Origin of the sequence: Kitasatospora indigofera (assembly GCF_014655955.1) — a bacterium.
In the GTDB taxonomy this organism is placed as follows: domain Bacteria; phylum Actinomycetota; class Actinomycetes; order Streptomycetales; family Streptomycetaceae; genus Kitasatospora; species Kitasatospora indigofera.
Genome location: NZ_BNBO01000062.1, coordinates 1 through 21,221, shown reverse-complemented (window position 1 = coordinate 21,221; position 21,221 = coordinate 1). Strand labels below are relative to the sequence as shown.

Genomic DNA, 21,221 nt, shown 5'->3' with positions numbered 1-21,221 from the left:
GTCCGGGCACTCGCTGCGCTGGGCGCTGATCAAGGCCGCCGTCGCCGGCACCACCATGGTCGCGCTGGCCTTCTTGATCCCGCTCGGCCTGATGGTCCAGCAGACCGCGCGCGACCGGGCCTTCATCGCCGCCGAACGGCAGGCCGCCGCACTCGGCCCCGCCCTGGCCATCACCACCGACCAGGACGCCATCTCCCGCGCCGTGGCCAGCACCGACGCCGGCGCCCAGGGCCGGATGGCCGTCCACCTGCCCGCCGTCGCGGGCACCGGCGCGGCCCCCGGTACCGCCGCCGCGGGCGGGGGCCCGGCCCCCACCCCGGCCCCCGGCGCCACCCGGAAGGGCGGCGACTGGGGAGCCTCGACCGGCACCGTCGCCCTCGGCTCCAGCATCGGCGCGGTCCGCAGCCTGGACGCGGACGTCGCCACCGCCGCCAGCCAGGGCCGCTCGTACACCGTCCACGTCCCCGGCGGCTACGCCCTGCTGCAGCCCGTCGCCGTCGACACCGCCCGGGTCGCGGTGGTCGAGGTCTACGTCGACGACGGGGACCTCACCCGGGGCGTCTCCACCGCCTGGCTGGTGCTCTCCTTGGTCGCCCTGGCCCTGGTCGCGATCTCCGTCCTGGTGGCCGACCGGATGGGCGCCCGGATCGTCGCCTCCGCCCGCTCGCTCGCCGCCGCCGCCCGCTCCCTCGGCGGCGGCAACCTCGCCGTCCGGGTCCCGCTGGACGGCAAGCAGGCCGACGGCAGCCCCGAGGAGCTGCGCGAGGCCGCGCACGCGTTCAACTCCATGGCCGACCGCGTCGTCCACCTGCTGGCCGCCGAACGCGAGTTGGCCGCAGACCTGTCGCACCGGCTGCGCACCCCGCTGACCGTGCTCCGGCTGAACGCCGCCTCGCTCGGCGAGGGCGACGCCGCCGACGCCACCCGGCACGCCGTCTCCCAACTGGAGCGCGAGGTCGACCAGATCATCCGCTCCGCCCGCCGGGCGCCCGAGGACGCACCCGCCGTCACGGTCGGCTGCGACGCCGCCGAGGTGATCCGCGAGCGGGTCGGCTTCTGGTCCGCGCTCGCCGAGGACGAGGGCCGCCGCTGGCAGCTGGCCGGCGCCGAGCGGCCCACCCCCGTACCCGTCCAGCGCGGCGACCTGGCGGCCTCCGTCGACGCCCTGCTCGGCAACGTCTTCCGGCACACCGTCGTCGGCACCGCCTTCTCGGTCGACGTGCTGGCCACCGACAGCTCGGTGATCGTCCTGGTCGGCGACGCCGGGCCGGGATTCAGCGACCCCGACGCCGCCCTGCAGCGCGGCCAGGGTCACGGCGGCGACGGCTCCACCGGCCTCGGGCTCGACATCGTCCGCAAGCTGGCCGAGGCCACCGGCGGCGACCTGGCGCTGGGCCGCTCCGCCGTCCTGGGCGGGGCCGAGATCCGGCTGCGCCTGCAGACCCGCCCCGACGGGACCCCCGCCCGGGCCAGCCGCCGTCGCACCCGCAGCTCCCTGTTCCCGCGATGACCGGCCGTCACCACCGCTGAGCGCAGGGGCGGGCCCGTCCCCGGACGGGCCGAGCCGGCGGACCGGTGGCCTCGCGACCGACGGCGACCAGCACCCCGCCGCCGCCCGCGGCCGCCCGGCACCCCCGCCCGGCCCGGCCGCCGCCGGGTGCTCCGGAGCCGGCCGCCCCGCCGGTCGGCCGCCCCGGACGGGCCTGCCGACGGATCTTCCTTAAGCGCGCCGTAAGGGAGCTGTTCGCCTCCCTGAGCAGGCCGCCGGGCCCCGCGCCGCGCCGCTAACGTCGGCCGTGCCCGGGCCGGACGAGGCGTCCAGACCCCCACCGGCGACGCCTCGCCCGCCCGCCCGGGCCCCTGTTCCCACGGTCACCTCGCGGAGGTACGCCCACCATGACGTCCCAGCCCACCAGCCGTACGCGGCACCACCGGCGCAGCCGCAAGGGCACCGTCGTCGGAGCCTCGGTGGTCGCCGCCGCCGTCGTCGCCGGCGCGGTGGTCGCCCTGGCCTCCTCCGCCAGCGCCGCCTCGCTGGGCGCCGTCTACAGCCGCACCAGCACCTGGGACGGCGGCTACACCGGCCAGTACCTGGTGACCAACCCCGACAGCAGCGCCATCGAGGACTGGACGCTCAGCTTCGACCTCCCCGCGGGCGCCAGCATCAGCTCGCTCTGGAACGCCGGGTTCACCGCCTCGGGCCAGCACATCACCGTCAAGCCCGAGTCCTGGAACAAGCACCTCGACCCCGGCAAGAGCCTCTCGGTGGGATTCGTCGTCCAGGGCTCCGGCGCGGCCCAGGCCGAACCCGGCAACTGCCTCATCAACAACGCCTCCTGCAAGGCGGGGGACGGCACCCTGCCGACCCCCTCGGGCCGCCCCACCTCGACGCCCACCGTGCAGCCCAGCGCGTCCCCCACCGCCACGGCCGCGCCCAGCACCGCCGCGCCCAGCCCGACCGCCACCAAGACCCCCACCGCCACGCCCACCACCGCCACGCCGACGCCGACCCAGACCGCCGCCCCGGTCACCGGCGCGGGCTTCGCCCCGTACGTCGACACCTCGCTCTACCCGCCGTACGACCTGGTCGCCACCGCGAAGGCCACCGGCGTGAAGAACTTCAACCTCGCCTTCGTGGTCTCCGGCGGCGGCTGCACCCCCAAGTGGGGCGGCGTCAGCGACCTCGCGACCGACGCGGTGGCCGCGCAGATCGGCGCGCTGCGCGCCGCCGGCGGTGACGTCCGGGCCTCCTTCGGCGGGGCCAACGGCAGCGAACTCGCCCTGGTCTGCGGCACGGTGGCGGACCTGACCGCCGCGTACCAGAAGACCGTCGACGCCTTCGGCCTCACCAAGGTCGACTTCGACGTCGAGGGCGGCGCCATCGCCGACGCCGCCGCCAACACCCGCCGTGCCCAGGCGATCGCCCAGCTGCAGAAGAACGCCGCCGCCAAGGGCCGCACCCTGGACGTCTCCTACACCCTCCCGGCGCTGCCCACCGGCCTCACCCAGGAGGGCGTCAACCTGGTCGCCGACGCCAAGAAGAACGGCGTCGCGATCGGCGCCGTCAACATCATGGCGATGGACTTCGGCGACGGCGTCGCCCCCAACCCGCAGGGCCAGATGGGCAAGTACGCCATCGCCGCGGCCACCGCGACCCAGGCGCAGGTCAAGAGCGTGCTCGGCCTCGACGACAGCGCCGCCTGGGCCAAGGTCGCCGTCACCCCGATGATCGGCGTCAACGACGTCTCCACCGAGGTCTTCACCGTCGCGGACGCCAAGCAGCTCGCCGACTTCGCCAAGTCCAAGCACCTGGCCTGGCTGGCCATGTGGTCCGGCACCCGGGACAAGGCCTGCGACGGCGGCGCCAAGCAGTACGCGGACGCCTCCTGCAGCAGCATCGTCCAGCAGCCGCTGGACTTCACCCGTGCCCTGGGCGCCTACACCGGCTGATCCCCACCGCTCCCCTCCCCACCGCCCCCGACACCACCGTCCCTTCCCCGCCGGCCGCGACTCCCGCCAGGAGCCGCGGCCGGACCGGTTCCACCCGTCGCGCACCCGGCCGCCGGCACTGACACGCGGTCAGCACCGGTCGTGGGCAGCGCGGCCGCCCACGACCGGGCGTCCGCAGGGGTGGGCTATTTTGGAGGACAGAGCGCGCGGCGTCCGGCCCGCGCGACGGGGGACGGCCCGCCACGGCGGGCGGTGAACGGGGGTGTACGGACGATGCCGATCGACACGAGTGGCGGCGGCTCCGGGTTCGAGGTGAAACCGGAGGTCCTGGAGAGCGCGGGGCAGAACGGCCGGCGGACGGCGGCCCGGCTCCCCGACCAGGCCAAGGGCCTGGCGGCGCCGGCCGAGGCGGCCCGGGGAGCCCTGAAGGGGTGGGGGAGCGGCGCGGCGCTGAACAACTGCACCGACAGCTGGAAGGCGGCCCTGGACTCCACCGCCGCGGACATGGACCGCTGCGGGGACAACCTGGTCAGGACCGCCGGCAACTACCGCGCGGCCGACCAGGCGAACGCCGGCACGATGGCGGCCGCCGGCGACACCACCGGCCTCACCGCCACCATGACCACCATGGCCGCCACCGGCCTGGACGGCACCCACACCCTGCCGTACCCCGCCCCGCCCCGCAGCGGGAGCGGCCCGGACGCGGTGATCCTGCCGTACCCGGACCGGCCCGGCGAGGAGGGTGTCGTCCACCCGGTCGCCCCGGGCGGCCGCGACCCGATCGCGCCCGGCCGGCCGGGGATCGTCCCGCCGGTCTTCACCGGCCCGGGGCCCGCGGTCGTCCACCCGATCGCACCCGGCCCGGCGCGGCCCGCCACGGTCACCCCGATCGACTGGATCACGGCGCCGTACCCGGCGGACATCATGCCGGTCTTCGTGCCGGGCCCGGTGAAGCCGCTGCCCGCGGCCACCGGGCCGGACGAGCCGTTCGAGATCCACCACTTCGACCCGCCGACCAAGGAGGCGCAGGAGCGGATGCACCGCGCCATCCTGGGCGAGGGTCCCGCACCGACAGGGCTGTGACCATGGACTTCCGATCGCTGCGCGAGGCCGACCCGAGCGCCCTCGAAACCGCCGCCCAGGCGTACGCCAAACTGCAGGACTCGCTCCAGGACGACCAGCGCGAGTGGCGGGGCGGCACCGCCGACCCGGTCGCCCACTCCGGCTGGCAGGGCCCCGCCGCCACCGCGGCCAACGGGTCCATCGGGCGGACCGGCAAGAAGCTCGACGACACCACCACGGGGCTCGCCCCGATGAGCAAGCTGCTGAACCAGGGCGCCGCCGACATCCGGGCCGCCCAGATCAACCTCCAGCAGACCGTCGACGAGGCGACGGCCGGCGGCCTGGTCGTCGGCGACGACGGCAGCGTCTCCTGGGAGGCCACGCCGACCGCCTACACCGACGAGGCCACGGCGGCCCGGCAGGACGCCGAGCTCAAACAGCGGGCCGAGCGGACCAGCGCCACCATCGGCCGGATCCTGGAGCAGGCCGCCGACACCGACCGGGCCCTCACCGGGCAGCTCGACGCCATGAGCGGGACGGCCCGCGGCCTGGCGGGGCAGGTCCGCACGGCCTGAGGCCGTCGCCCCGGCGTCCGCGACGCGTCGCCGTCACGGACGCCGGGGCCGGGTGCCCGTCCCGGCCCCCGCCCACCGTCCGGCTCGCCCACGGCCCGGCCGGCCCTCCACCCATCGGGTAGGGTCCCTAGTTGGTCGAACGGCGGACGGAGCTGACAGTGACAGCGGTGCAAGACGAGCACAGGGCGGCGCAGGCCGTACCGGGCCCGGGTCCCGCCGCCGTGCCGGCCCGGCCGTCCGCCCGCCTGGCGGCCGCCCTGGCCGCCCCCGTCCGCGCGGTGCGCGAGGCGCCGCGCCGCCCGATGCTGACCGCCGGCGCCGTGGCCTTCGTCTCACTGCTCACCTACGCCGTCGTCCGGCACTTCGTCGGCACCTCGATGGTCGACATGATCGTCTACCGCGCGGAGGGCTCCGCCGTGGTGAACGGCGGGGACCTCTACGGGTTCCGGGTGACCGAGTGGGCGCTGCCCGCCACCTACCCGCCGTTCGCGGCCATGCTCTTCGTCCCCACCACCTGGTTCGGGATCGGCTTCCTGCGGATCGCCGTCACGGCCGGGAACGTCGCGCTGCTGGCGCTGCTCGCCCACCTGTCCTTCAAGCTGGTCGGCCGGCCGCGCCGCGAGCTGCGCCCGGTCGGGGTGGTCCTGATCGCCGGCTGCGGGGTCTGGCTGGAGCCGGTCTTCACCACGCTGCGGTACGGGCAGGTCAACCTCGCGCTGGCCTGCCTGATCCTCTGGGACCTCACCCGCTCCGACACCCGGCTCTCCAAGGGCATCGGCATCGGCATCGCGGCCGGCATCAAGCTCACCCCCGGCCTGTTCGCCGTCTACCTGCTCGTCACCGGGCGGATCCGGGCCGCCTTCGTGGCCGGCTTCGCCTTCCTCGGCACCTTCCTGCTCGGCGCGCTCTTCCTGCCCGACGCCACCTGGGGCTACTGGACCACGTACCTGTTCGACTCCACCCGGGTCGGCAAGACCGAGATCGTCGACAACCAGTCCGTCCGCGGCGCCGTCGCCCGCCTGCTGCACACCGCCGAGCCCGGGACCCTCGCCACCCTGGCGGGCGGCCTGGTCGCCCTCGCCGGTGTCGGCGTCGCGGCGTACGCCTCCCGCAGTGCCCGGGTGCTCCCGCGCGCCGAGGCCTGGGGCGTCTGCTGCGCGGCGGTCACCGCCGTGCTGGTCTCCCCGATCAGCTGGACCCACCACTGGGTGTGGTGCGTGCCGGTGCTCGTCCTGCTGGCCGCCGAGGCGGCCCAGGAGGCCTCGCGCCCGGCCGCCGTCCGGCGGATGCGCTGGCGGCCGGTCTTCGTGGCCACCCTGATCGCCTTCTGCTCCTTCGCGATGTGGCTGGTCCCGCACAAGGGCGACCTCGACCAGCACCTCGCCCCGCTCAGCCAGCTCCCCGCCGCCGTGTACCCGTTGGTCGGGGTCTGCTTCCTGCTGGTCGCCGCCCTGCGGACCGGGTCACGCCGCCGCGCCGCCGGGCTCCCGCTCCTCGGCCGGAGCGGCCACCGGGCGGACGAGCGGGCGGACGCGGGCCAGGTCCCCGTCGCCGCGCCGGAGCCGCCGAGCACCGGCGCCGGGCCGGCGAGCACCGCCGCCGAGCGTCAGCAGGCCCCCGCGGCCGGCTGACACCCCCGGACGCCGCCGCCGGTACTTGCCGCCCGCACCGGCCGGGCCGCCCGGCCGCGGACCGCTCATGCCAGCAGCTCGGCGAGCGAGCCGTCCATGTCCAGCGCCGCCAGCTCACTGCCCGGCGGCACCAGCCGGTGCGCCCGCTCCAGCCAGGCGGCCACCACCGGCAGCGGGGCCTCCAGCAGCGCGTCCCCGGCCGGCGAGCTCAGCGCCATGCACAGCACGCTGCGCCGCCCGGCCGTGCGGCTCCCGGCCGGGGACTGGGCCGCCGCCGGCCAGATCCGCACGTCCCCCTGCCCGCACGGCCGGAAGGTGCCCTCCACCAGCAGCTCCCGGGCGAACACCCAGGTCACCGGCGTACCGGTGTCCAGGTGGAAGGTGATGTGCACCGCGAACGGGTCGTGGCTGCCGTACGACAGCCGGGCCGGGACGGGGACGCTGTGCTCGGGGGAAAGGATCAGGTTCAGTTCCAGCTCGTGCTCGACCACGCTCGTCGAGTGCTCCATCGTCGCGTTCCTCTCTGCTCTGACTTCGGTCCGGGGCCCGGCCCCCGCCGGGCCCTGCCACCGTTGAGAGCGCAGTCCGCCCGGGGTCTTACACAGGTTTCGTGGAATCACGGCGAATTCGTGGCAGGGGTTCCGTCGGATTCCGCCGAGCAGAGGTGAACCTGACCCGACGGGCGCGTGCACGAGGACGCGCGCCGGGCGTGCGTCTGCCCCGGACGGCACGGACATACCCGTACGGGCGCCCCGCTGTCCGGGGAATGCCCAAGTTCCGCCCTCAGGGGCGCCGAGGTACTACCCTTTGTGACTGCCCGGCGACTGTCCGCCCATGAGTGCAGGCGTGCAGCCGCCGTTCGGCGCGGCCGCTCGTCGGCACGGCGCACCGGCCCTGCCAGGAAAGAAGACCCTCATGACGGACCTGCCCTTCGCCGGCGGCGCGGACACGACCGTCGGCCCCGTGCCGGGCTACTACGCCGACCCCTCCATCCCCGGCTACGTCCGCTACTGGGGCGGTACCGCCTGGGTGCCCGGCACCAGCAGGCCCACCCCGGCCGAGGGCGAGGTGCTGGAGCCGCCGCGCTTCCTGGGCCGCCCCGGCCGCCCCGCGGGCGCCCGGTACGTGCCGCCGCCGTCGGGGTCGGGCGTGGGAGCCGGGGGTACGGGCGCGGACATGGCCGGGGGCGGGGCCGGCGCGGACCCGGGTACGGGTACGGGTCCATGGGCCGGGCCCGGTGGGGGGCCGGGCGACGCCGGTCCGGGTGGCGCGGCCGGTCCGGGCAACGGTGGTGGTGCGGGCGGCGGGACGGTGCTGGGCCCCGGGGACACCGGGCCGGTGTACTTCGACCAGACCACCGGCGGGGCGTCCTTCGTCCTCGCGCCGCAGGCGGAGCTGGAACTGCGCCGGCAGGCGGACATCGAGGCGCGGGCGGCGCTGGAGCAGGCCCCGGCCCGCCGGCAGGCGCGCGGGCCTGCCCCGGTGCACGGACAGGCCCCTGGGTCGGGGCAGGCGCACGGGCCGGGGCAGGCGTACGGGCCGGGGCAGGCCAAGGCGCAGTGGGGCGGGCACCCCTTCGCCGCCGCGCTCCCGCCGGCGGACGAGGGGCGCGTCCCGCACGTGCCCGGCTCCGTCCTCCGGGTCGCCGAGCCGGGTCCGCGCAACGCGGCGGCGGCCCCCGCGAGCGGGGGAGAGGCGGCCGGGCCCGCGGCCCCGACTGCCTACGCCGACCCGCAGGCCGCTCCGGCCCCGGTGCCCCACCAGTCGACCGGCGGGGCCGAACCGGCGGGCCCGGGGCCGGCCGCCGGCGGTTCGGGCTGGCAGGCCGACCCGCGCGCCCAGCCCGGCCTGCTGGAGACCGGCGGCTCCCCGCGCTGGGTCTCCTGGGGCGTGCTCCCCGGCTCCACCGAGGCCGGCGCCGAGGCCGGCGCCGAGGCCGGCGCCGGGATCCGCGCCGAGGCCCGGCCCGGAGGGCGGCCCGAGGCCGCCGGGGTGCAGGCCGCGACCTCGGGGCCCGCCCGGACGAAGGCCGAGGTCCAGCACCGGGCCGAGGTGCGGACGGAGGTGCGGGCCGAGGTGCGGGCCGAGCCCGAGGATGCGCCCGGGGCCATGGCGGGCGCGGCCGGCGGCCCGGCCTCCGGGGCGACGACCGCGAGACCCCGGTCCGGCCCGGCCGTGCCCCCCGGTGCCAGGACGCCCGCCCGCCCGGCCGGTGCCACCCGAGCCACCACTCCCGTTCCGGCCGCCGCCGACCGCGCTCCCGCAACCGCTGCCGCCGCCACCGCTGTTACCGCCACCGGGTCGGCCGCCGGCGGCCCGGCCCGCCGGTCGGCCGCCGGCCGGAAGCCCGCCCCGCGCCCGGTCGCCGGCCTGGGCCGCCGGCTCTTCGCCCGGGTCGTGGACACCACGGTGATGGCGATCGTCGCGGTCGCGGCCGGCCTGCCGCTCGCCTCCTCGGCCACCGAGCATGTCCAGGACAAGCTCGAACGCGCCCGGACGGCCAGCAACCTGGCCGGCCGTCAGATCCAGGTCTGGCTGGTGGACGGCGTGGTGATGGGCAAGGCCGGCGTCCTGCTGGCCGTCCTGCTGTTCGTGGGGGTCCTGTACGAAGTCCTCCCGACCGCCCGGACCGGTCAGACCTTCGGCAAGCGACTGGCGGGCATCCGGGTGGTGGACGCCGCCGAGGCCCGGCCGCCCGCACGCGCGAAGGCGAGCGGCACGGCCCGCCCGGCCGCCCGCGCCGGCACCGCCGCCCGGGCGAAGCAGCGGAAGGCGGGCACCCGAACGCCCACGCTGGGCCGCTCCCTCCTCCGCTGGATCGTCGGCCAGCTCGCCTCGGCCCTGGTGATCGGCCTCTGCTGGCCGCTGTTCGACCGGCGGGCCCGGCGGGGGTGGCAGGACCGGGCGGCCCGCACCCGGGTGGTCCGGGCCTGAAGACCGCACGCCGGATAAAACGGACTAAATGTACCGAATTTGCACTAAGGGTGATGTTCTACTCGGGTCATGAGCACCTACGACCCCTCAGGGCCCGAGCCGGAGGAGGGCGGTAAGCCCTCGTTCGACAAGAACCCCCCGCCAGCGGGCGGCACGCCGTCAGGTGCGCCGTCCGACCCGTACGGCACGCCGACGCCCCCGCCCAGCGACCCGTACGGCACCCCGCCCCCCGCCGGGAGCCCGTACGACCGGCCCGGCGCCTACGGCGGCACCTACGGGGGCGGCCCCACCGACCAGCCGCCGCCCGGGCAGGGCTACGGCACCGGCTACGGCCCCGGCGGCCAGGGCTCGCCCGGCGCCGGACCGGTGCCCGGGATGCCACCGCTGGGCAGCTGGCCGAACCGGATCCTTGCCCGCGTCATCGACTACCTGCTCGTGCAGATCGTCGCCATCCTGCTGGTGCTGCCCTTCGCCAGCCTCGGCAACCGCAGTGGCTCGACCGGAGCCTTCTGGCTGGCCTGCGTCCTCTGGTTCCTCTACGAGGGCTTCATGCTCAGCCGGGACGGCCAGACCCTCGGCAAGAAGGCCATGAAGGTCCGCGTCGCCATGCTGGTCGACGGCAACATCCCCACCAAGCCGGCCGCCTGGACCCGCTCCGCCGTCTTCATCGTCCCCGCCGTGATCTGCTGCGCGATGCTCTGGTGGGTGATCGACGGACTGTTCGGCGTCTTCGACAAGCCCTACCGCCAGTGCATCCACGACAAGTCGGCGAAGACCGTGGTGGTCTCCACGGCCTGACCCCCGCCCGGGTCGCCGGGCGGACAGACGTGGGGGAGGCCACCGGTTCGGTGGCCTCCCCCACGTCCTTCCGTTCGGCGGCTCAGCTCTGCCGCGCGTACTCGCGGGCGGCCGGCGTCCGGACGCCGGGCCCGGCCGCAGCAGCGGGCGGCGCGGCGACGGACCGGGGGGCCGGCCGCCGGCCGCGGCCGGCCATGGACAGTGCGGTGGCGAGGGTGCCGAGGGCCAGGGCGACGGCCACCACGACCGCGATCTCCAGGGCGCCGGTGACCCCCGAGACGCTGAGCAGGGCCACGGTGGCGACGACGACGGTGAGGGTGCCGGTGCAGATCTGAGCGACTGTGGGGCGCGGCATGGCGGTCGGTCCTTCGCGCGTCGGGGGCTGCGGAGTGGTCGGGCGGCGGAGCTGTGCGAGGTGGAACGCCTACTGGAGAATGCCTACCCAGCTTGGGAGTTCGGTAAGTTCACCCTAACCCGGCATATGCGGGGCACGGGGGGCGCACAGGCTCATCACATGGTCGTGCGCCCCTGCGGAGGCCCGGGGCCGGCCTCGGTACGGTGATCACCACGCGCCTGTTCGACCCGGCTGTCCGCCTGTGTCGTCCGGCCCTGTCCGTTCAGCCCTTCCCATCCCGGGCGCCCGCCTCGCGGAGCCCGCGTCCGATCCGCACCGAACCGCCTGGGGGACCCCGTGCCGATTCCCGCCGACTGGCCGACCAGCGAGGCCGAGGCCCTCGCCGAGCAGGAGCGCCTGCGCGCCCTGGTGGAGCCGTACGGCCCCGGCCCGGCCGAAGGCGACCTCGTCGCCGGCGTCGACGTCGCCTACGACGACGAGCGCGACCTCGTGGTCGCCGCCGCCGTACTCCTCGACCACACCACCCTGCGGGTCGTCGAGGAGGCGACCGCCGTCGGCCGGATCGCCTTCCCCTACATCCCCGGCCTGCTCGCCTTCCGCGAACTCCCCGCCGTACTGGACGCCCTGGCCGCCCTCACCCGCACCCCCGACCTGGTGGTCTGCGACGGCTACGGCCTCGCCCACCCCCGCCGCCTCGGCCTCGCCAGCCACCTCGGCGTCCTCACCGGTCTGCGCACCTACGGCGTGGCCAAGACCCCGTTCACCTTCACCAGCACGGCCCCGGGCTCCGAACGCGGCTCCTGGGCCCCGCTCATGGACGTCCCGGCCGGCGAGGGCGGGGAGCCGGGGCCGGGCGAGGGCCGGGCCGAGGAGGTCGTCGGCCGCGCGGTCCGCACCCGCACCGGGGTCAAGCCCGTGTTCGTCTCCGTCGGCCACCGGATCGGCCTGGACGAGGCCACCGCGAGCACCCTCCACCTCGCCCGCGACTACCGTCAGCCCGAGACCACCCGCCGCGCCGACTCGCTCTGCCGCCGCGCCCTGACGGACCTGCAGCGGGCCTCCGCCTGACGGCCGGAGCGCCCCCGGGCACGGATCCGCAGGTCAGGCGCGACGGCGGCAATCCAGGCCGGAGGGGCCGTTCTGCCCGTCGTTGCCATGTGTTAGACATAAGGGTTACGGCTTGAAAGCTGTCATGCCGAAGGTTCGTCGACCGGACCGCAAGCCGGCGGGACACACAGGGTTCATGGGATGTACGGGGGAGGTACGAGGCGTGAGCACGGGGACAGGTTCGAGCGGCGGCTCCGGAAGCGGCTACCGCGTTGAAGTCGACAACCTGAAGGCTTTCGCCGCGCAGGTACGCCGGCTGCTCGCGGAGTTCGAGGCGTACGCGGACGGCACCAAGACGCACGGACAGAGTGCGATCGGGAAGAACGCCTTCGGCACGTTCGCGGAGGCGCACGACCTCCACGCGCAGTACGAAGTCATGCGGGACGGTCTGCGCGACGTCATGAACCAGCTTCAGGACGCGGTCAACGACGCCCACCGCAAGGCCGAACTCACCGCGGTGAACTACGAGGAGCAGGAGCACGCCACCTCGCAGAAGCTCAAGCTCAGCTCGGACGGCTGGTCGGTCGCCAACCCGTCCCCCGCGAGCACCGCCGCGGTGACCCAGGCCACCGCCCCGCCGGCCGGCCCCACCCAGCCCCGGACCACCGCCGCCGGCCGCCCCGGCCAGCCGGCCCAGCCCGGATGGTGAGGGGCCGCACCATGATGACTGAACGCCGGCCGCAGGCAGTTCGAGCGAGCGGGACGGGAGACGCCCGATCATGAGTTTCACCGACTTCAACAGCTACAGCCACGGGTCGCTCCGAAGCATGGTGCAAGCCATGAACTCGGGCGAGGTGATGAGCGCCAGCGACCCGTGGCGACGGGCCGCCGACACTCTGAAGGCGATCCACACCTCCCTCCAGTCCACCTCCGGCGAGGCCGCCCTCGACTGGGAGGGGTCGTCCAGCGACGCCTTCTACTCGAAGATGACGAAGCTCGCGAACAACATCAACAACACCGCGTCCTACGCGCAGGACGCCGCCGAGACCCTGAAGCACATGGCCCAGGCCATCGACCAGGCCAAGCAGACCATGCCCGAGGAGCCCGGCCTCTGGGACCAGTTCACGGACGGCTTCGGCGACACGGTCTCGGCCACCTTCGGCGGTGACGACGAGGACACCAAGACCACCGTCACCGACGAGAAGAAGGCCCAGGCCGTCGCGGTGATGCAGACCCTGGCGATGAAGTACCGGGCGGCCACGCCGGTGCTGAAGCCGCCGAAGGAAGGCGCCGGGCGCAACGAGGAGGACGTTCCCCCGCCTGGCGAGCCCACAGGAGCTGCCATCGGTGGACTGATTGCCGGTGCCAGTCTCGGCACAGTGGGATCGGGTAGTAACGGGAGCGGGGGCAGTGGCAGCTACGCTTCCCAGTCCCGGACGGGCAGCTCCACCACGTCGACTCCCAAGGCTCCCAGGACAACCGCTCCTTCGGCGCCTGTCGATCCGGCCATCAAGGGGGGCGCGGTCCAGCCCGCTCCCAAACCGCCGACCCCGGGCAACGTCGGCCCCGGCACCGGGATCGACGGTGCTGTCCTGGCGCCGTCCCCCGCCGGGTCGGGCGCTGGTTCGTCGAATCCCGGGGGCGCCGGAGCGGGCGCGACCGGAGCCGGCCACGCCGGTTCGGGGGGTCTCTCCGGTGGAGTGCCCCAGGGGGGCCTCGGCGGACTCGGAACCGGTAACAAGACGCAGGGTGGCGGGACGGGGAGTCTCTCCGGCGGCCAGAACAAGGCCGGTGCCGCGGGTAAGGAATTCGGCCGTGGCGGTACGGGGGCCGGTGCCGCCCGTGGCGGCAGCGCCTTCGGTGCGGGCGGGATGAACGAGGGCGGCTTCGGAGGTGGCGGCCGCGGTGCCGCGGGTGGCCGGGGTGGCGCGAGCGCCGCCAGCCGAGCCGGTGGCATCGCCGGCCAGTCCGCCGGGACGGGGGCCGGCCCTGGTCGCAAGGCCTTCACGGAGGGCGGCTCCGGCCTGGGGGCTCGTGCCCGTCTGCAGGCCGAGCACGGTACGGGTCCGCAGGGTGGCAAGGGCGCCCAGGGCCAGGGCGTGCCGCTCAGCGATGCGCAGCGCCGGAAGAAGGACCGGGACAAGGGCGGCAAGCGCCCGGACTATCTCGTCGAGGACGAGGAGACCTGGGTGTCGGGTCAGCACAGCAATCCGAACGTGGTGGAATGATTCCCTGTCCGCCTGAGGACAGTCCGATCTGACCGGTCGTCCCGTAGATCCCGATCTACGGGACGACCGCTTCTTTGAGTGGGGTGAACAGGTTTGAGGACCAGCCGACCAGTACGTGGTGTGGCAGTGTTCGCGCTAGGAGCCCTGCTCTGGAACCTTGGAGCCGCCGCAGCCGCGGCTGACACCATTCGTGATTCTCAGTGGCCGTTGCAGAATTATCGCGCAGATACTGCGGTCTGGCCGATCTCTCAAGGCGACGGCGTCATCGTTGCGGTTGTCGACAGTGGAGTTTCGAATCAGCATCAGGATTTGACTGGTCAAGTACTCCCCGGTGCTGACTTCTCTGGCGAGGGGACGGACGGGCGAGTTGACAAGATCGGTCATGGAACCGGCATGGCCGGCCTGATCGCCGGCCATGGCCACGGAGACGGAGCCGGAATCATGGGCCTGGCCCCGAAGGCCAAGATTCTTCCGGTTCGGGTGGCGCTGAACGAGAACGGTGAAATCGATGCCGGTACGGAGACGAAGGTCGCCGAGGCGATCCGTTATTCCGTCGACCACGGAGCCAAGGTTGTAAATCTGTCGATCGGCGTGTCCGGATTGAGGCTGGACAAGGAGACGCGGGATGCTGTCGGCTATGCCGTCTCCAAAGACGTCGTCCTGGTGGCATCGTCGGGAAATTCCGGAGACCGGAACCGATCGGTTGAATATCCGGCCGCATTCCCGGGAGTTGTTGCCGTCGGGGCTGTCGAGCAGCAAGGAAACATGTGGCCGAAGTCCAACAGCGGCCCTGAGGTCACACTCGTAGCGCCGGGGCAGGGAATCTACAGCCCGGGAAGCAGTTCGTCGTCCGAGTACAAGTTTGCGTCCGGCACCTCCGACTCCACCGCCTACGTCTCCGCCATCGCCGCCCTGGTCCGCTCCAAGTACCCCGACCTCTCCGCCGGGCAGGTGATCAACCGGATCATCAAGAGTGCGGTGGCGCCGCCGGACGGGTCGGCGGTGCCCAACGACCACTACGGGTACGGGATCGCTTCGCCGTCGAAGGCGTTGGCCGCCAATCCCGGGGTCGACAACGGGCCGAAGGAGAATCCGCTGCTGTCCCGTCCGGAGTCGCAGGGTTCGCCGGACTCGCCCGCTCCCGTCCCGACGGGGGACGGGAAGGACCCGGGGGCGAAGGTGGTCGGTGACGGGCTCGGGAAGACGGACAGCTCCGGTGTCCCGGTCTACGCCTATGCCCTGGCCGGTGTGCTGGGGCTCCTGGTCGTGGTGGGTGTCGCCTTCCTGGTCGTGCGCGGCCGGAAGAACGGCGGCAGCGGGCCGCCGCCCCCGCCGCCGGGTGGCGGGGGGCACCAGCCGCCCGCCCCGGCCTCGTACGGGCAGGCCGCGCCCTACGGCCCGCCCGCGTCGTACGGGCAGGCCCCGCAGGCGCCCTACGGCGGCGCCCAGCAGCAGCCGTACGGGTATCCGCAGGGGCCGCCGGTTCCGCCGTCCGGGCCGCCCGCTCCGCCTTCGGGGCAGCCGTACCGCTGACGCGCCCACGGTCAGGCGAATGGCCGGAGCAGTACCGGGCCCTTCCGATAGTCATGGTTCTCCACCGCCTATCGGAAGGGCTCCGTCATGTTCAGACCTCAGCTTCGTCTTCCCGTGTCCGCGTCCGCCTTCGCTTCTCTGCCCGCCCTCGTTCTGGTCGCCGCCGTGGCGGCGGTGATGCTGGCCGCTCCGGCGCGGGCGGAGGGGTCGACCGGGCCCAAGAACCCGCAGGAGGCGGCTGTTTGCAAGAGCCTGCTCGGCTGGGTGCTGCCGGGCGGCTCGGGGGGTTCCGTCGACGCGCTCTGCGCCGTGCAGGGGAGCGGCAGCTGAGGTGATCGCCCCCGTGCCAGGAGGCGGGTGAACTAGCCTCCTGGCATGGACTGTTACAGCTGTGAGCGGGAGGCCGGGTTCGCCGGCCTCCCGCCGCGTGAGCGGATCGCCGTGGACGAGCACTGGCGGGTGGCGCACGCCGTGGGGAGTGCGCTCCCGGGCTGGCTGGTGCTGCTGCCGCGCCGCCACGTCACCACGATCGGGGAGTTGACGGACGCGGAGGCGGCGGCGCTGGGGAGCTGGCAGGTCCGGCTGTCCCGTGCGCTGGCCGCCACGACGGGGTGCGCCAAGACCTACGTCGCGCAGTTCGCGGAGGCGGAGGGCTTCGCCCACGTCCACTTCCACGTCGTGCCGCGGGCCGTGGACCACCCGGTGGAGCTGCGCGGCCCCAGGGTGTTCGGACTGCTCGGCTCGGAGCGGCCGGTCCCGGACGGGCGGATGGACGAACTGGCGCTGCGGATCAGGGCCGCGCTCTGACCCGGGCATCCGTCGGGCCGGCGAGGCCCCGTCGCCGGGGCCGCCGCGTCCTGCCGGGTCCTGCCGCGTCCTGCCGGGGTCAGAGCCTCCGGTACATCACGAGCAGGCCGACGTACCCCTTGTCGGGGTGGTGGAAGGCCTCGGGGACGGTGGTCAGCACCTCGAAGCCGAGGGACTGCCAGAGCGCCACCGCGCGGTGGTTGGTCTCGACGACGGCGTTGAACTGCATCGAGCGGTAGCCGTCGGCGCGGGCCTGTTCCAGGACGTGGGCGCACAGGGCCCGGGCGATGCCCCGGCCCGTGTGGCGGGGGTCGACCATGAAGCCGGCGTTGGCGACGTGCGAGCCGCCGCCCATCTGGTTGCGGTGGGTCTCGGCGGTGCCGAGGACGGTGCCGTCCTCGTCCACCGCGACGAAGGTCCGGCCGGGGGCCTCCTTCATCCACATCGCGCGGGCGTCCGCCTCGGCGATGTCCCGGTCCCAGGTGAAGGTGTCACCGGCGGCGACGATCGTGTGCAGGAAGGGCCAGATCTGCGGCCAGTCGGCGGCGGTGGCTTCGCGAATGAGCATGACGTCCAGCATGGCTCCCGCTCACGCCTCCGACCAGTGGTTTTCGGCCCGGGCGGGTCTTCAGCGCCGGGGCGGTGGCCCGGCCGGCCCGCTGGCGGCATTTCGGCGTTCCGTGGCGGGAAGGCCGCTGGTGAGGGGTTCGCGAGGCCCGCCACCATGGAGGCATGACCACTGCTGAGAACACCGTCGTCACCGCTCCCGTCACCGCTCCCGCCGCCGTCACCGCTCCCGCCGACGGGGAGGCGGCGGCCGCCACGGACGCGATCACGCCGGACGACAAGGACTGGACCTGGGTCCTGGAGCGGTCCTGTCCCGACTGCGGGCTGGACACCCCGGCGGTCGTCCCCGAGGAGGTGGCCGGCCTGGTGCGTGCCAACGCGGCGTCCTGGCTGGCCGCGCTCGACGCGGAGGAGGACGGGCTGCGCCGCCGGCCCCGGCCGGACGTGTGGTCGGCGCTGGAGTACGCCTGCCATGTGCGGGACGTCTTCCGGCTGTTCCACGTCCGGCTGAACCTGATGCTCGACCAGGACGGCCCGCTCTTCCCCAACTGGGACCAGGACGAGACGGCGCTCGCCGAGCGGTACGGGGAGCAGGATCCGCGGACGGTGGCGGCCGAGCTGGCCGAGGCGGCCGAGATCCTGGCGGGCGGCTTCGACCGGGTCTCCGGTGAGCAGTGGCAGCGGACCGGGAACCGCAGTGACGGGGCGCGGTTCACCGTCGCGAGCTTCTCCCGCTACCTGATCCACGACCCGGTGCACCACCTCCACGACGTCACGGGCGTGCCGGCGGCGTAGCGCCCGGTGCGCGTCGGCGGGGCCGGGTGGGGCAGCGCCGGGTGCGGGCCGACTGCGGGGAGGCCGGTCATCGTCGCCGTTCCTCGTACGGCCGTGCGGGCAGGCCGTGCGGTGGGGCCTCGGCCAGGACCTCCGGAGCGCCGGTGCCCGCCCGGACGGTCAGGACGAAGCGGTGCCCGGCCCCGGCGCCGGAGCGGAGCGGTTCGAAGGCGAGGTACGCGAACGGGGCCGCCGGGCTGCTGGACTCCGCCAGTCGCGTCAACTCCTGCTCCACGGCGGCCCATTCGTCCTCCGGGACGTACTGGCGCATGATCGAGTGCCAGACCACGGTGAGGGCGCCCGGCTGCACGGTGACCTCCCGCAGGAAGGCGGCGGCGCCGATCGGCCGGACGTCGGGGGGCTGCTTCGCGGCCAGGGCCAGGGCGCCGGCCAGGCGGGCGGTGCGCCCGGGCTGGTCCGGCCAGACGTAGGCGCGCAGGGCGAGGGCGCCCTCGGGGGAGGCCGGGTCGATCGGGCGGAGGTCGCAGCCGTGGCGTTCGGCGAAGGCGAGTGCCGGGGTGGCCCCGGCGGCCCGCCGGAGCCAGTCGGGCGGGGCGTCCTGCCAGGCCTCCCGCAGGACGACCGGGGAGTCGGCCGGGCCGTGGCCGAAGGGGCCGGCGGTGTACCGGAAGCGGTCGGCGAGCAGGTTGAGGCCGGCGCTGGCGCCGAGTTCGAACAGCCGGACGGGGAGCCCGGCCGGGAGGACCCGGAGCAGGCCGGTGACCAGGAGGACGGCCCGGCCGACCTCGTTGGTCTGCGGGGGCCGGGTCAGCCAGTCCCGCACCCAGGGCAGGTTGTCCCTGACGGTGGCGCGGAAGGCCGGCCAGCCGGCGTCCGGCCGCAGGGGGTCGAACCTGCCGCCCGCGCTCGGGTAGTGCGCCGCGAGCCCCGGCGCGCGACCGGTCAGGACCAGCGCGTGGACGCCGCCGAGCAACCGTAGGGCGAGCGCGTCCGCGTCGGAGGCGTCCTCGTGCCCGGCCAGGGCCTCGGCGCACGGGCCGCCGGCCGTGACGTCCTCGGCGACCCGGCGGAGCAGGGCGCCGTACAGCGGGGAGCCGAGCCGCTCGCAGGCGGCGGCCTGCTGCCCGGCCAGTTCGGCCGTGCGGGAGCGGAAGGGCTGCCGGTCGCGCTGCCGTTCGGGCCGCCCGTCGGGCCGCCGCGAGGGGTCGCGGCCGGCCGGTCCGGCGCCCGGCCCGGTGGATGGCCCGGTGGATGGCTCGTCGGTCATGCACGTACCTCCGGCTCGGTGGCCGGAGCGGGCTCACCGGCCGGGACGATCCTTCCCCGGGGTGCGGGCGGTCTCCCGGCGCCACGCGGTGACGTCGGTCACCAGTCGGCGGGCTCGTGCAGCAGGGCGCGGCGCAGCCGGCCCGCCACGTTGGCGGTGTCCGACCCGACCACGTCCGCGATCTCCGGGGCCGCGAGCCCGACCACGTAGTGCAGGATCGCCAGGTCCTCGTCCGCCGGACCGGACCCGCGCGGTTCGGGGGCGGCGGAGGTCTCGGCCCGCAGTCGCGCGGCCACGGTGCTGCGCAGGATGTGCCAGGCCTCCGCCGTGGGGTTCCGGCTGACCAGCAGGTCGCGCCAGTGCACCGCGACCTCGCAGAGGGCCTCCTGGACGCTGTCCGCCGCCTCGTCGGCGTCGGGCAGCCACACCCGGGCGTAGCTCAGGTACCGCGGGCGGTGCAGTTCGCAGAAGGCCGCGTACTCCACGGGCATGGCAGGTTCCGGGGGCCGGGCACGCGAGGTGCCCGGCTCCTCCGGCGGCCCGGCGGGCCGGGGGTGACGAGTGGTCATCTCTGCCTCTCGGCAAGGGAGATGTGCGGCTGGGGGGATCTTCGGTGCTCACTCTACGGGAATCGGCCGGTGCTCAGGGTAACCAATCGGATTGGATACCCGGAACGTGATCGACAGCGGCGCGGCCGAGTGGCGGACGGGCGGTTCCGGGCGGCCGGGCCGCTGTCCGCCGCCCGGGTCCCGGGCCGCCGGACGGCCGGCGCCGGGCGGGTGCGGGCGTGCGGGTGCCGGGCCTTCCGTGCGAACCCGTGCGCAGGGGCGCGGCAGGCCCAGTTGCGAGGCTCTCGCACCTGGTCGGAGGGTGTAGGACGGCAGTGGCTGCAAGGGAGTTGATGTGCCACCGTAAGCCATATGGAGGTCCACGCGCATCCTCATCCGCACTCGAATCCGCACTCGAATCCGTCGTCGGGGCCGCAGGCGGAATCGCGTCCGGATCCTCACCCGGACCCTCACCCGGAGCCGCGTGCGCACGACGGCCATGATCACGACGATGGCCAGGGGCCAGGGGCCGGCCACCGGGCCGCCCACAGCCACGATCACGACGGCCACGATCACGGCGCCCACGATCACGGCCGCCGCGGGCCGCACGGGCGGCTGCGGCACCGGATCGGCCACCTGCTGCGCCCGCACTCGCACGAGGCGGCCGACAAGGTCGACGCCGCCCTGGAGTCCTCCGCGGAGGGCCTGCGCACCCTCTGGGTCTCGCTGCTGGTGCTCGGGCTGACGGCGCTCGCGCAGGGCGCGATCGTGCTGATGTCCGGGTCGGTGGCGCTGCTCGGGGACACCGTGCACAATCTCGCCGACGCGCTCACCGCCGTCCCCCTGGGCATCGCCTTCCTGCTCGGCCGGCGCGCGGCCGACCGCCGCTACACGTACGGGTACGGGCGGGCGGAGGACCTGGCGGGCGTGGTGATCGTGCTGACCGTCGCGGCCTCCGCCGTGTTCGCCGCCGTCACGGCCTTCGAGCGGCTGCTGCACCCGCAGCCCGCGACCCATCTCTGGGCGGTGGCGGGCGCCGGGCTGGCCGGCTGCCTGGGCAACGAGTGGGTGGCCCGCTACCGGATCCGCACCGGCCGCCGGATCGGCTCGGCGGCGCTGGTCGCGGACGGTCTGCACGCCCGCACCGACGGGCTGACCTCGCTCGCCGTGCTGGCCGGCGCGGCGGGCGCGGGGCTCGGCCTGCCGTGGGCGGACCCGGTGGTCGGGCTGCTGATCACGGTGGCGATCCTGGCGGTGCTGCGCGGCTCGGTCCGCGAGATCGGCCGCCGGCTGATGGACGCGGTCGACCCGGCGCTGGTCGACGCCGCGGAGCGGGCCCTGCGCGCCGTGGACGGCGTGCGCGGCGTGGGCGCGCTGCGCATGCGCTGGATCGGGCACGCCCTGCGCGCGGAGGCCGAGGTGGTGGTGGACGGCACCCTCTCGGTGGTGGCCGCGCACCGGGTCGCGGAGGCGGCCGAGCGGGCCGTGGTGGGGGCGGTGCCCCGGTTGCTCGGGGTCACCGTGCACATCGACCACGAGCCGCTCACCTGAACGGTCCTGACGGTGCGTCGAGGTTGTGCGCACGGCAGGACGTGGCCCCGGCGGTCCGGTGACGGTCCGCCGG

Annotated in this window: 20 protein-coding genes; 15 read left to right on the top strand and 5 right to left on the bottom strand. The window is 75.0% G+C overall.

The annotated features are described in order from the left end of the window. The first annotated feature begins 13 nt into the window (after window positions 1-13). The 5 genes from IE329_RS33885 to IE329_RS33865 all read left to right on the top strand — a co-directional run bounded on the left by IE329_RS33885 (window position 14) and on the right by IE329_RS33865 (window position 6,718). A complete protein-coding gene (locus IE329_RS33885; RefSeq protein WP_190214890.1) occupies window positions 14-1,510 on the top strand; it encodes a sensor histidine kinase in 1,497 nt (498 codons plus the stop codon). Between the two features lie 386 nt (window positions 1,511-1,896). After that, complete coding sequence (locus IE329_RS33880; protein WP_190214873.1) at window positions 1,897-3,450, top strand: cellulose binding domain-containing protein; 1,554 nt, start codon at window positions 1,897-1,899, stop codon at window positions 3,448-3,450. 273 nt (window positions 3,451-3,723) lie between these two features. Further along, the gene (locus tag IE329_RS33875; protein ID WP_190214872.1) at window positions 3,724-4,533 is read left to right on the top strand and encodes a WXG100 family type VII secretion target; all 810 of its coding nucleotides are present in this window, start codon (window positions 3,724-3,726) and stop codon (window positions 4,531-4,533) included. A 2-nt stretch (window positions 4,534-4,535) separates the two neighbouring features. Beyond that, the gene (locus IE329_RS33870) at window positions 4,536-5,087 is read left to right on the top strand and encodes a WXG100 family type VII secretion target (RefSeq protein ID WP_190214871.1); all 552 of its coding nucleotides are present in this window, start codon (window positions 4,536-4,538) and stop codon (window positions 5,085-5,087) included. A gap of 167 nt (window positions 5,088-5,254) precedes the next feature. Next, window positions 5,255-6,718 (top strand): glycosyltransferase 87 family protein, encoded by a 1,464-nt coding sequence (locus IE329_RS33865; RefSeq protein WP_229927982.1) that lies wholly within the window; start codon window positions 5,255-5,257, stop codon window positions 6,716-6,718. A gap of 65 nt (window positions 6,719-6,783) precedes the next feature. Here the strand turns inward: IE329_RS33865 and IE329_RS33860 are convergent, their stop codons facing one another. Then, the gene (locus IE329_RS33860; protein ID WP_190214870.1) at window positions 6,784-7,227 is read right to left on the bottom strand and encodes an SsgA family sporulation/cell division regulator; all 444 of its coding nucleotides are present in this window, start codon (window positions 7,225-7,227) and stop codon (window positions 6,784-6,786) included. A gap of 406 nt (window positions 7,228-7,633) precedes the next feature. On the opposite strand from IE329_RS33860, the gene IE329_RS41720 reads away from it, so the two are divergent. After that, window positions 7,634-9,652: an RDD family protein gene (locus IE329_RS41720; protein WP_190214869.1), complete on the top strand. Its 2,019-nt coding sequence runs from the start codon at window positions 7,634-7,636 to the stop codon at window positions 9,650-9,652. A 69-nt stretch (window positions 9,653-9,721) separates the two neighbouring features. Next, window positions 9,722-10,450, top strand: coding sequence for an RDD family protein (locus IE329_RS33850; RefSeq protein ID WP_190214868.1), 729 nt, complete (start codon window positions 9,722-9,724; stop codon window positions 10,448-10,450). Between the two features lie 82 nt (window positions 10,451-10,532). Here IE329_RS33850 and IE329_RS33845 read toward each other — a convergent pair whose 3' ends face one another. Beyond that, window positions 10,533-10,805, bottom strand: coding sequence for a hypothetical protein (locus tag IE329_RS33845; RefSeq protein WP_190214867.1), 273 nt, complete (start codon window positions 10,803-10,805; stop codon window positions 10,533-10,535). A gap of 336 nt (window positions 10,806-11,141) precedes the next feature. Between IE329_RS33845 and IE329_RS33840 the strand changes: the two genes are divergently transcribed. The 6 genes from IE329_RS33840 to IE329_RS33815 all read left to right on the top strand — a co-directional run bounded on the left by IE329_RS33840 (window position 11,142) and on the right by IE329_RS33815 (window position 16,420). Further along, on the top strand, window positions 11,142-11,873 hold the full coding sequence (locus IE329_RS33840) for an endonuclease V (protein ID WP_190214866.1): 732 nt from the start codon (window positions 11,142-11,144) through the stop codon (window positions 11,871-11,873). Between the two features lie 202 nt (window positions 11,874-12,075). Then, complete coding sequence (locus tag IE329_RS33835) at window positions 12,076-12,561, top strand: hypothetical protein (protein WP_190214865.1); 486 nt, start codon at window positions 12,076-12,078, stop codon at window positions 12,559-12,561. A 70-nt stretch (window positions 12,562-12,631) separates the two neighbouring features. Next, window positions 12,632-14,080 (top strand): WXG100 family type VII secretion target, encoded by a 1,449-nt coding sequence (locus IE329_RS41715; protein ID WP_190214864.1) that lies wholly within the window; start codon window positions 12,632-12,634, stop codon window positions 14,078-14,080. 120 nt (window positions 14,081-14,200) lie between these two features. Beyond that, on the top strand, window positions 14,201-15,613 hold the full coding sequence (mycP, locus tag IE329_RS33825; protein ID WP_190214863.1) for a type VII secretion-associated serine protease mycosin: 1,413 nt from the start codon (window positions 14,201-14,203) through the stop codon (window positions 15,611-15,613). A 114-nt stretch (window positions 15,614-15,727) separates the two neighbouring features. Further along, window positions 15,728-15,943 carry a hypothetical protein gene (locus IE329_RS33820; protein ID WP_190214862.1) on the top strand — a complete coding sequence of 72 codons (216 nt, stop codon included), beginning with the start codon at window positions 15,728-15,730 and terminating at the stop codon, window positions 15,941-15,943. Between the two features lie 45 nt (window positions 15,944-15,988). Next, window positions 15,989-16,420, top strand: coding sequence for an HIT family protein (locus IE329_RS33815; RefSeq protein WP_190214861.1), 432 nt, complete (start codon window positions 15,989-15,991; stop codon window positions 16,418-16,420). A gap of 79 nt (window positions 16,421-16,499) precedes the next feature. On the opposite strand, the gene IE329_RS33810 is transcribed toward IE329_RS33815, so the two are convergent. After that, window positions 16,500-16,988, bottom strand: a complete 489-nt coding sequence (locus IE329_RS33810; RefSeq protein ID WP_229927980.1) for a GNAT family N-acetyltransferase — start codon at window positions 16,986-16,988, stop codon at window positions 16,500-16,502. A gap of 164 nt (window positions 16,989-17,152) precedes the next feature. Here IE329_RS33810 and IE329_RS33805 point away from each other — a divergent pair, with 164 nt between their 5' ends. Further along, a complete protein-coding gene (locus IE329_RS33805) occupies window positions 17,153-17,782 on the top strand; it encodes a DinB family protein (RefSeq protein WP_190214859.1) in 630 nt (209 codons plus the stop codon). Window positions 17,783-17,849: 67 nt separating this feature from the next. On the opposite strand, the gene IE329_RS33800 is transcribed toward IE329_RS33805, so the two are convergent. Together IE329_RS33800 and IE329_RS33795 are read right to left on the bottom strand one after the other, a co-directional pair. After that, a complete protein-coding gene (locus IE329_RS33800; RefSeq protein WP_190214858.1) occupies window positions 17,850-19,049 on the bottom strand; it encodes a DUF2332 domain-containing protein in 1,200 nt (399 codons plus the stop codon). Between the two features lie 98 nt (window positions 19,050-19,147). Further along, window positions 19,148-19,540, bottom strand: coding sequence for an RNA polymerase sigma factor (locus IE329_RS33795; protein WP_190214857.1), 393 nt, complete (start codon window positions 19,538-19,540; stop codon window positions 19,148-19,150). A 429-nt stretch (window positions 19,541-19,969) separates the two neighbouring features. Between IE329_RS33795 and IE329_RS33790 the strand changes: the two genes are divergently transcribed. Next, a complete protein-coding gene (locus IE329_RS33790; RefSeq protein WP_190214856.1) occupies window positions 19,970-21,148 on the top strand; it encodes a cation diffusion facilitator family transporter in 1,179 nt (392 codons plus the stop codon). The last annotated feature ends 73 nt before the right edge of the window (window positions 21,149-21,221 follow it).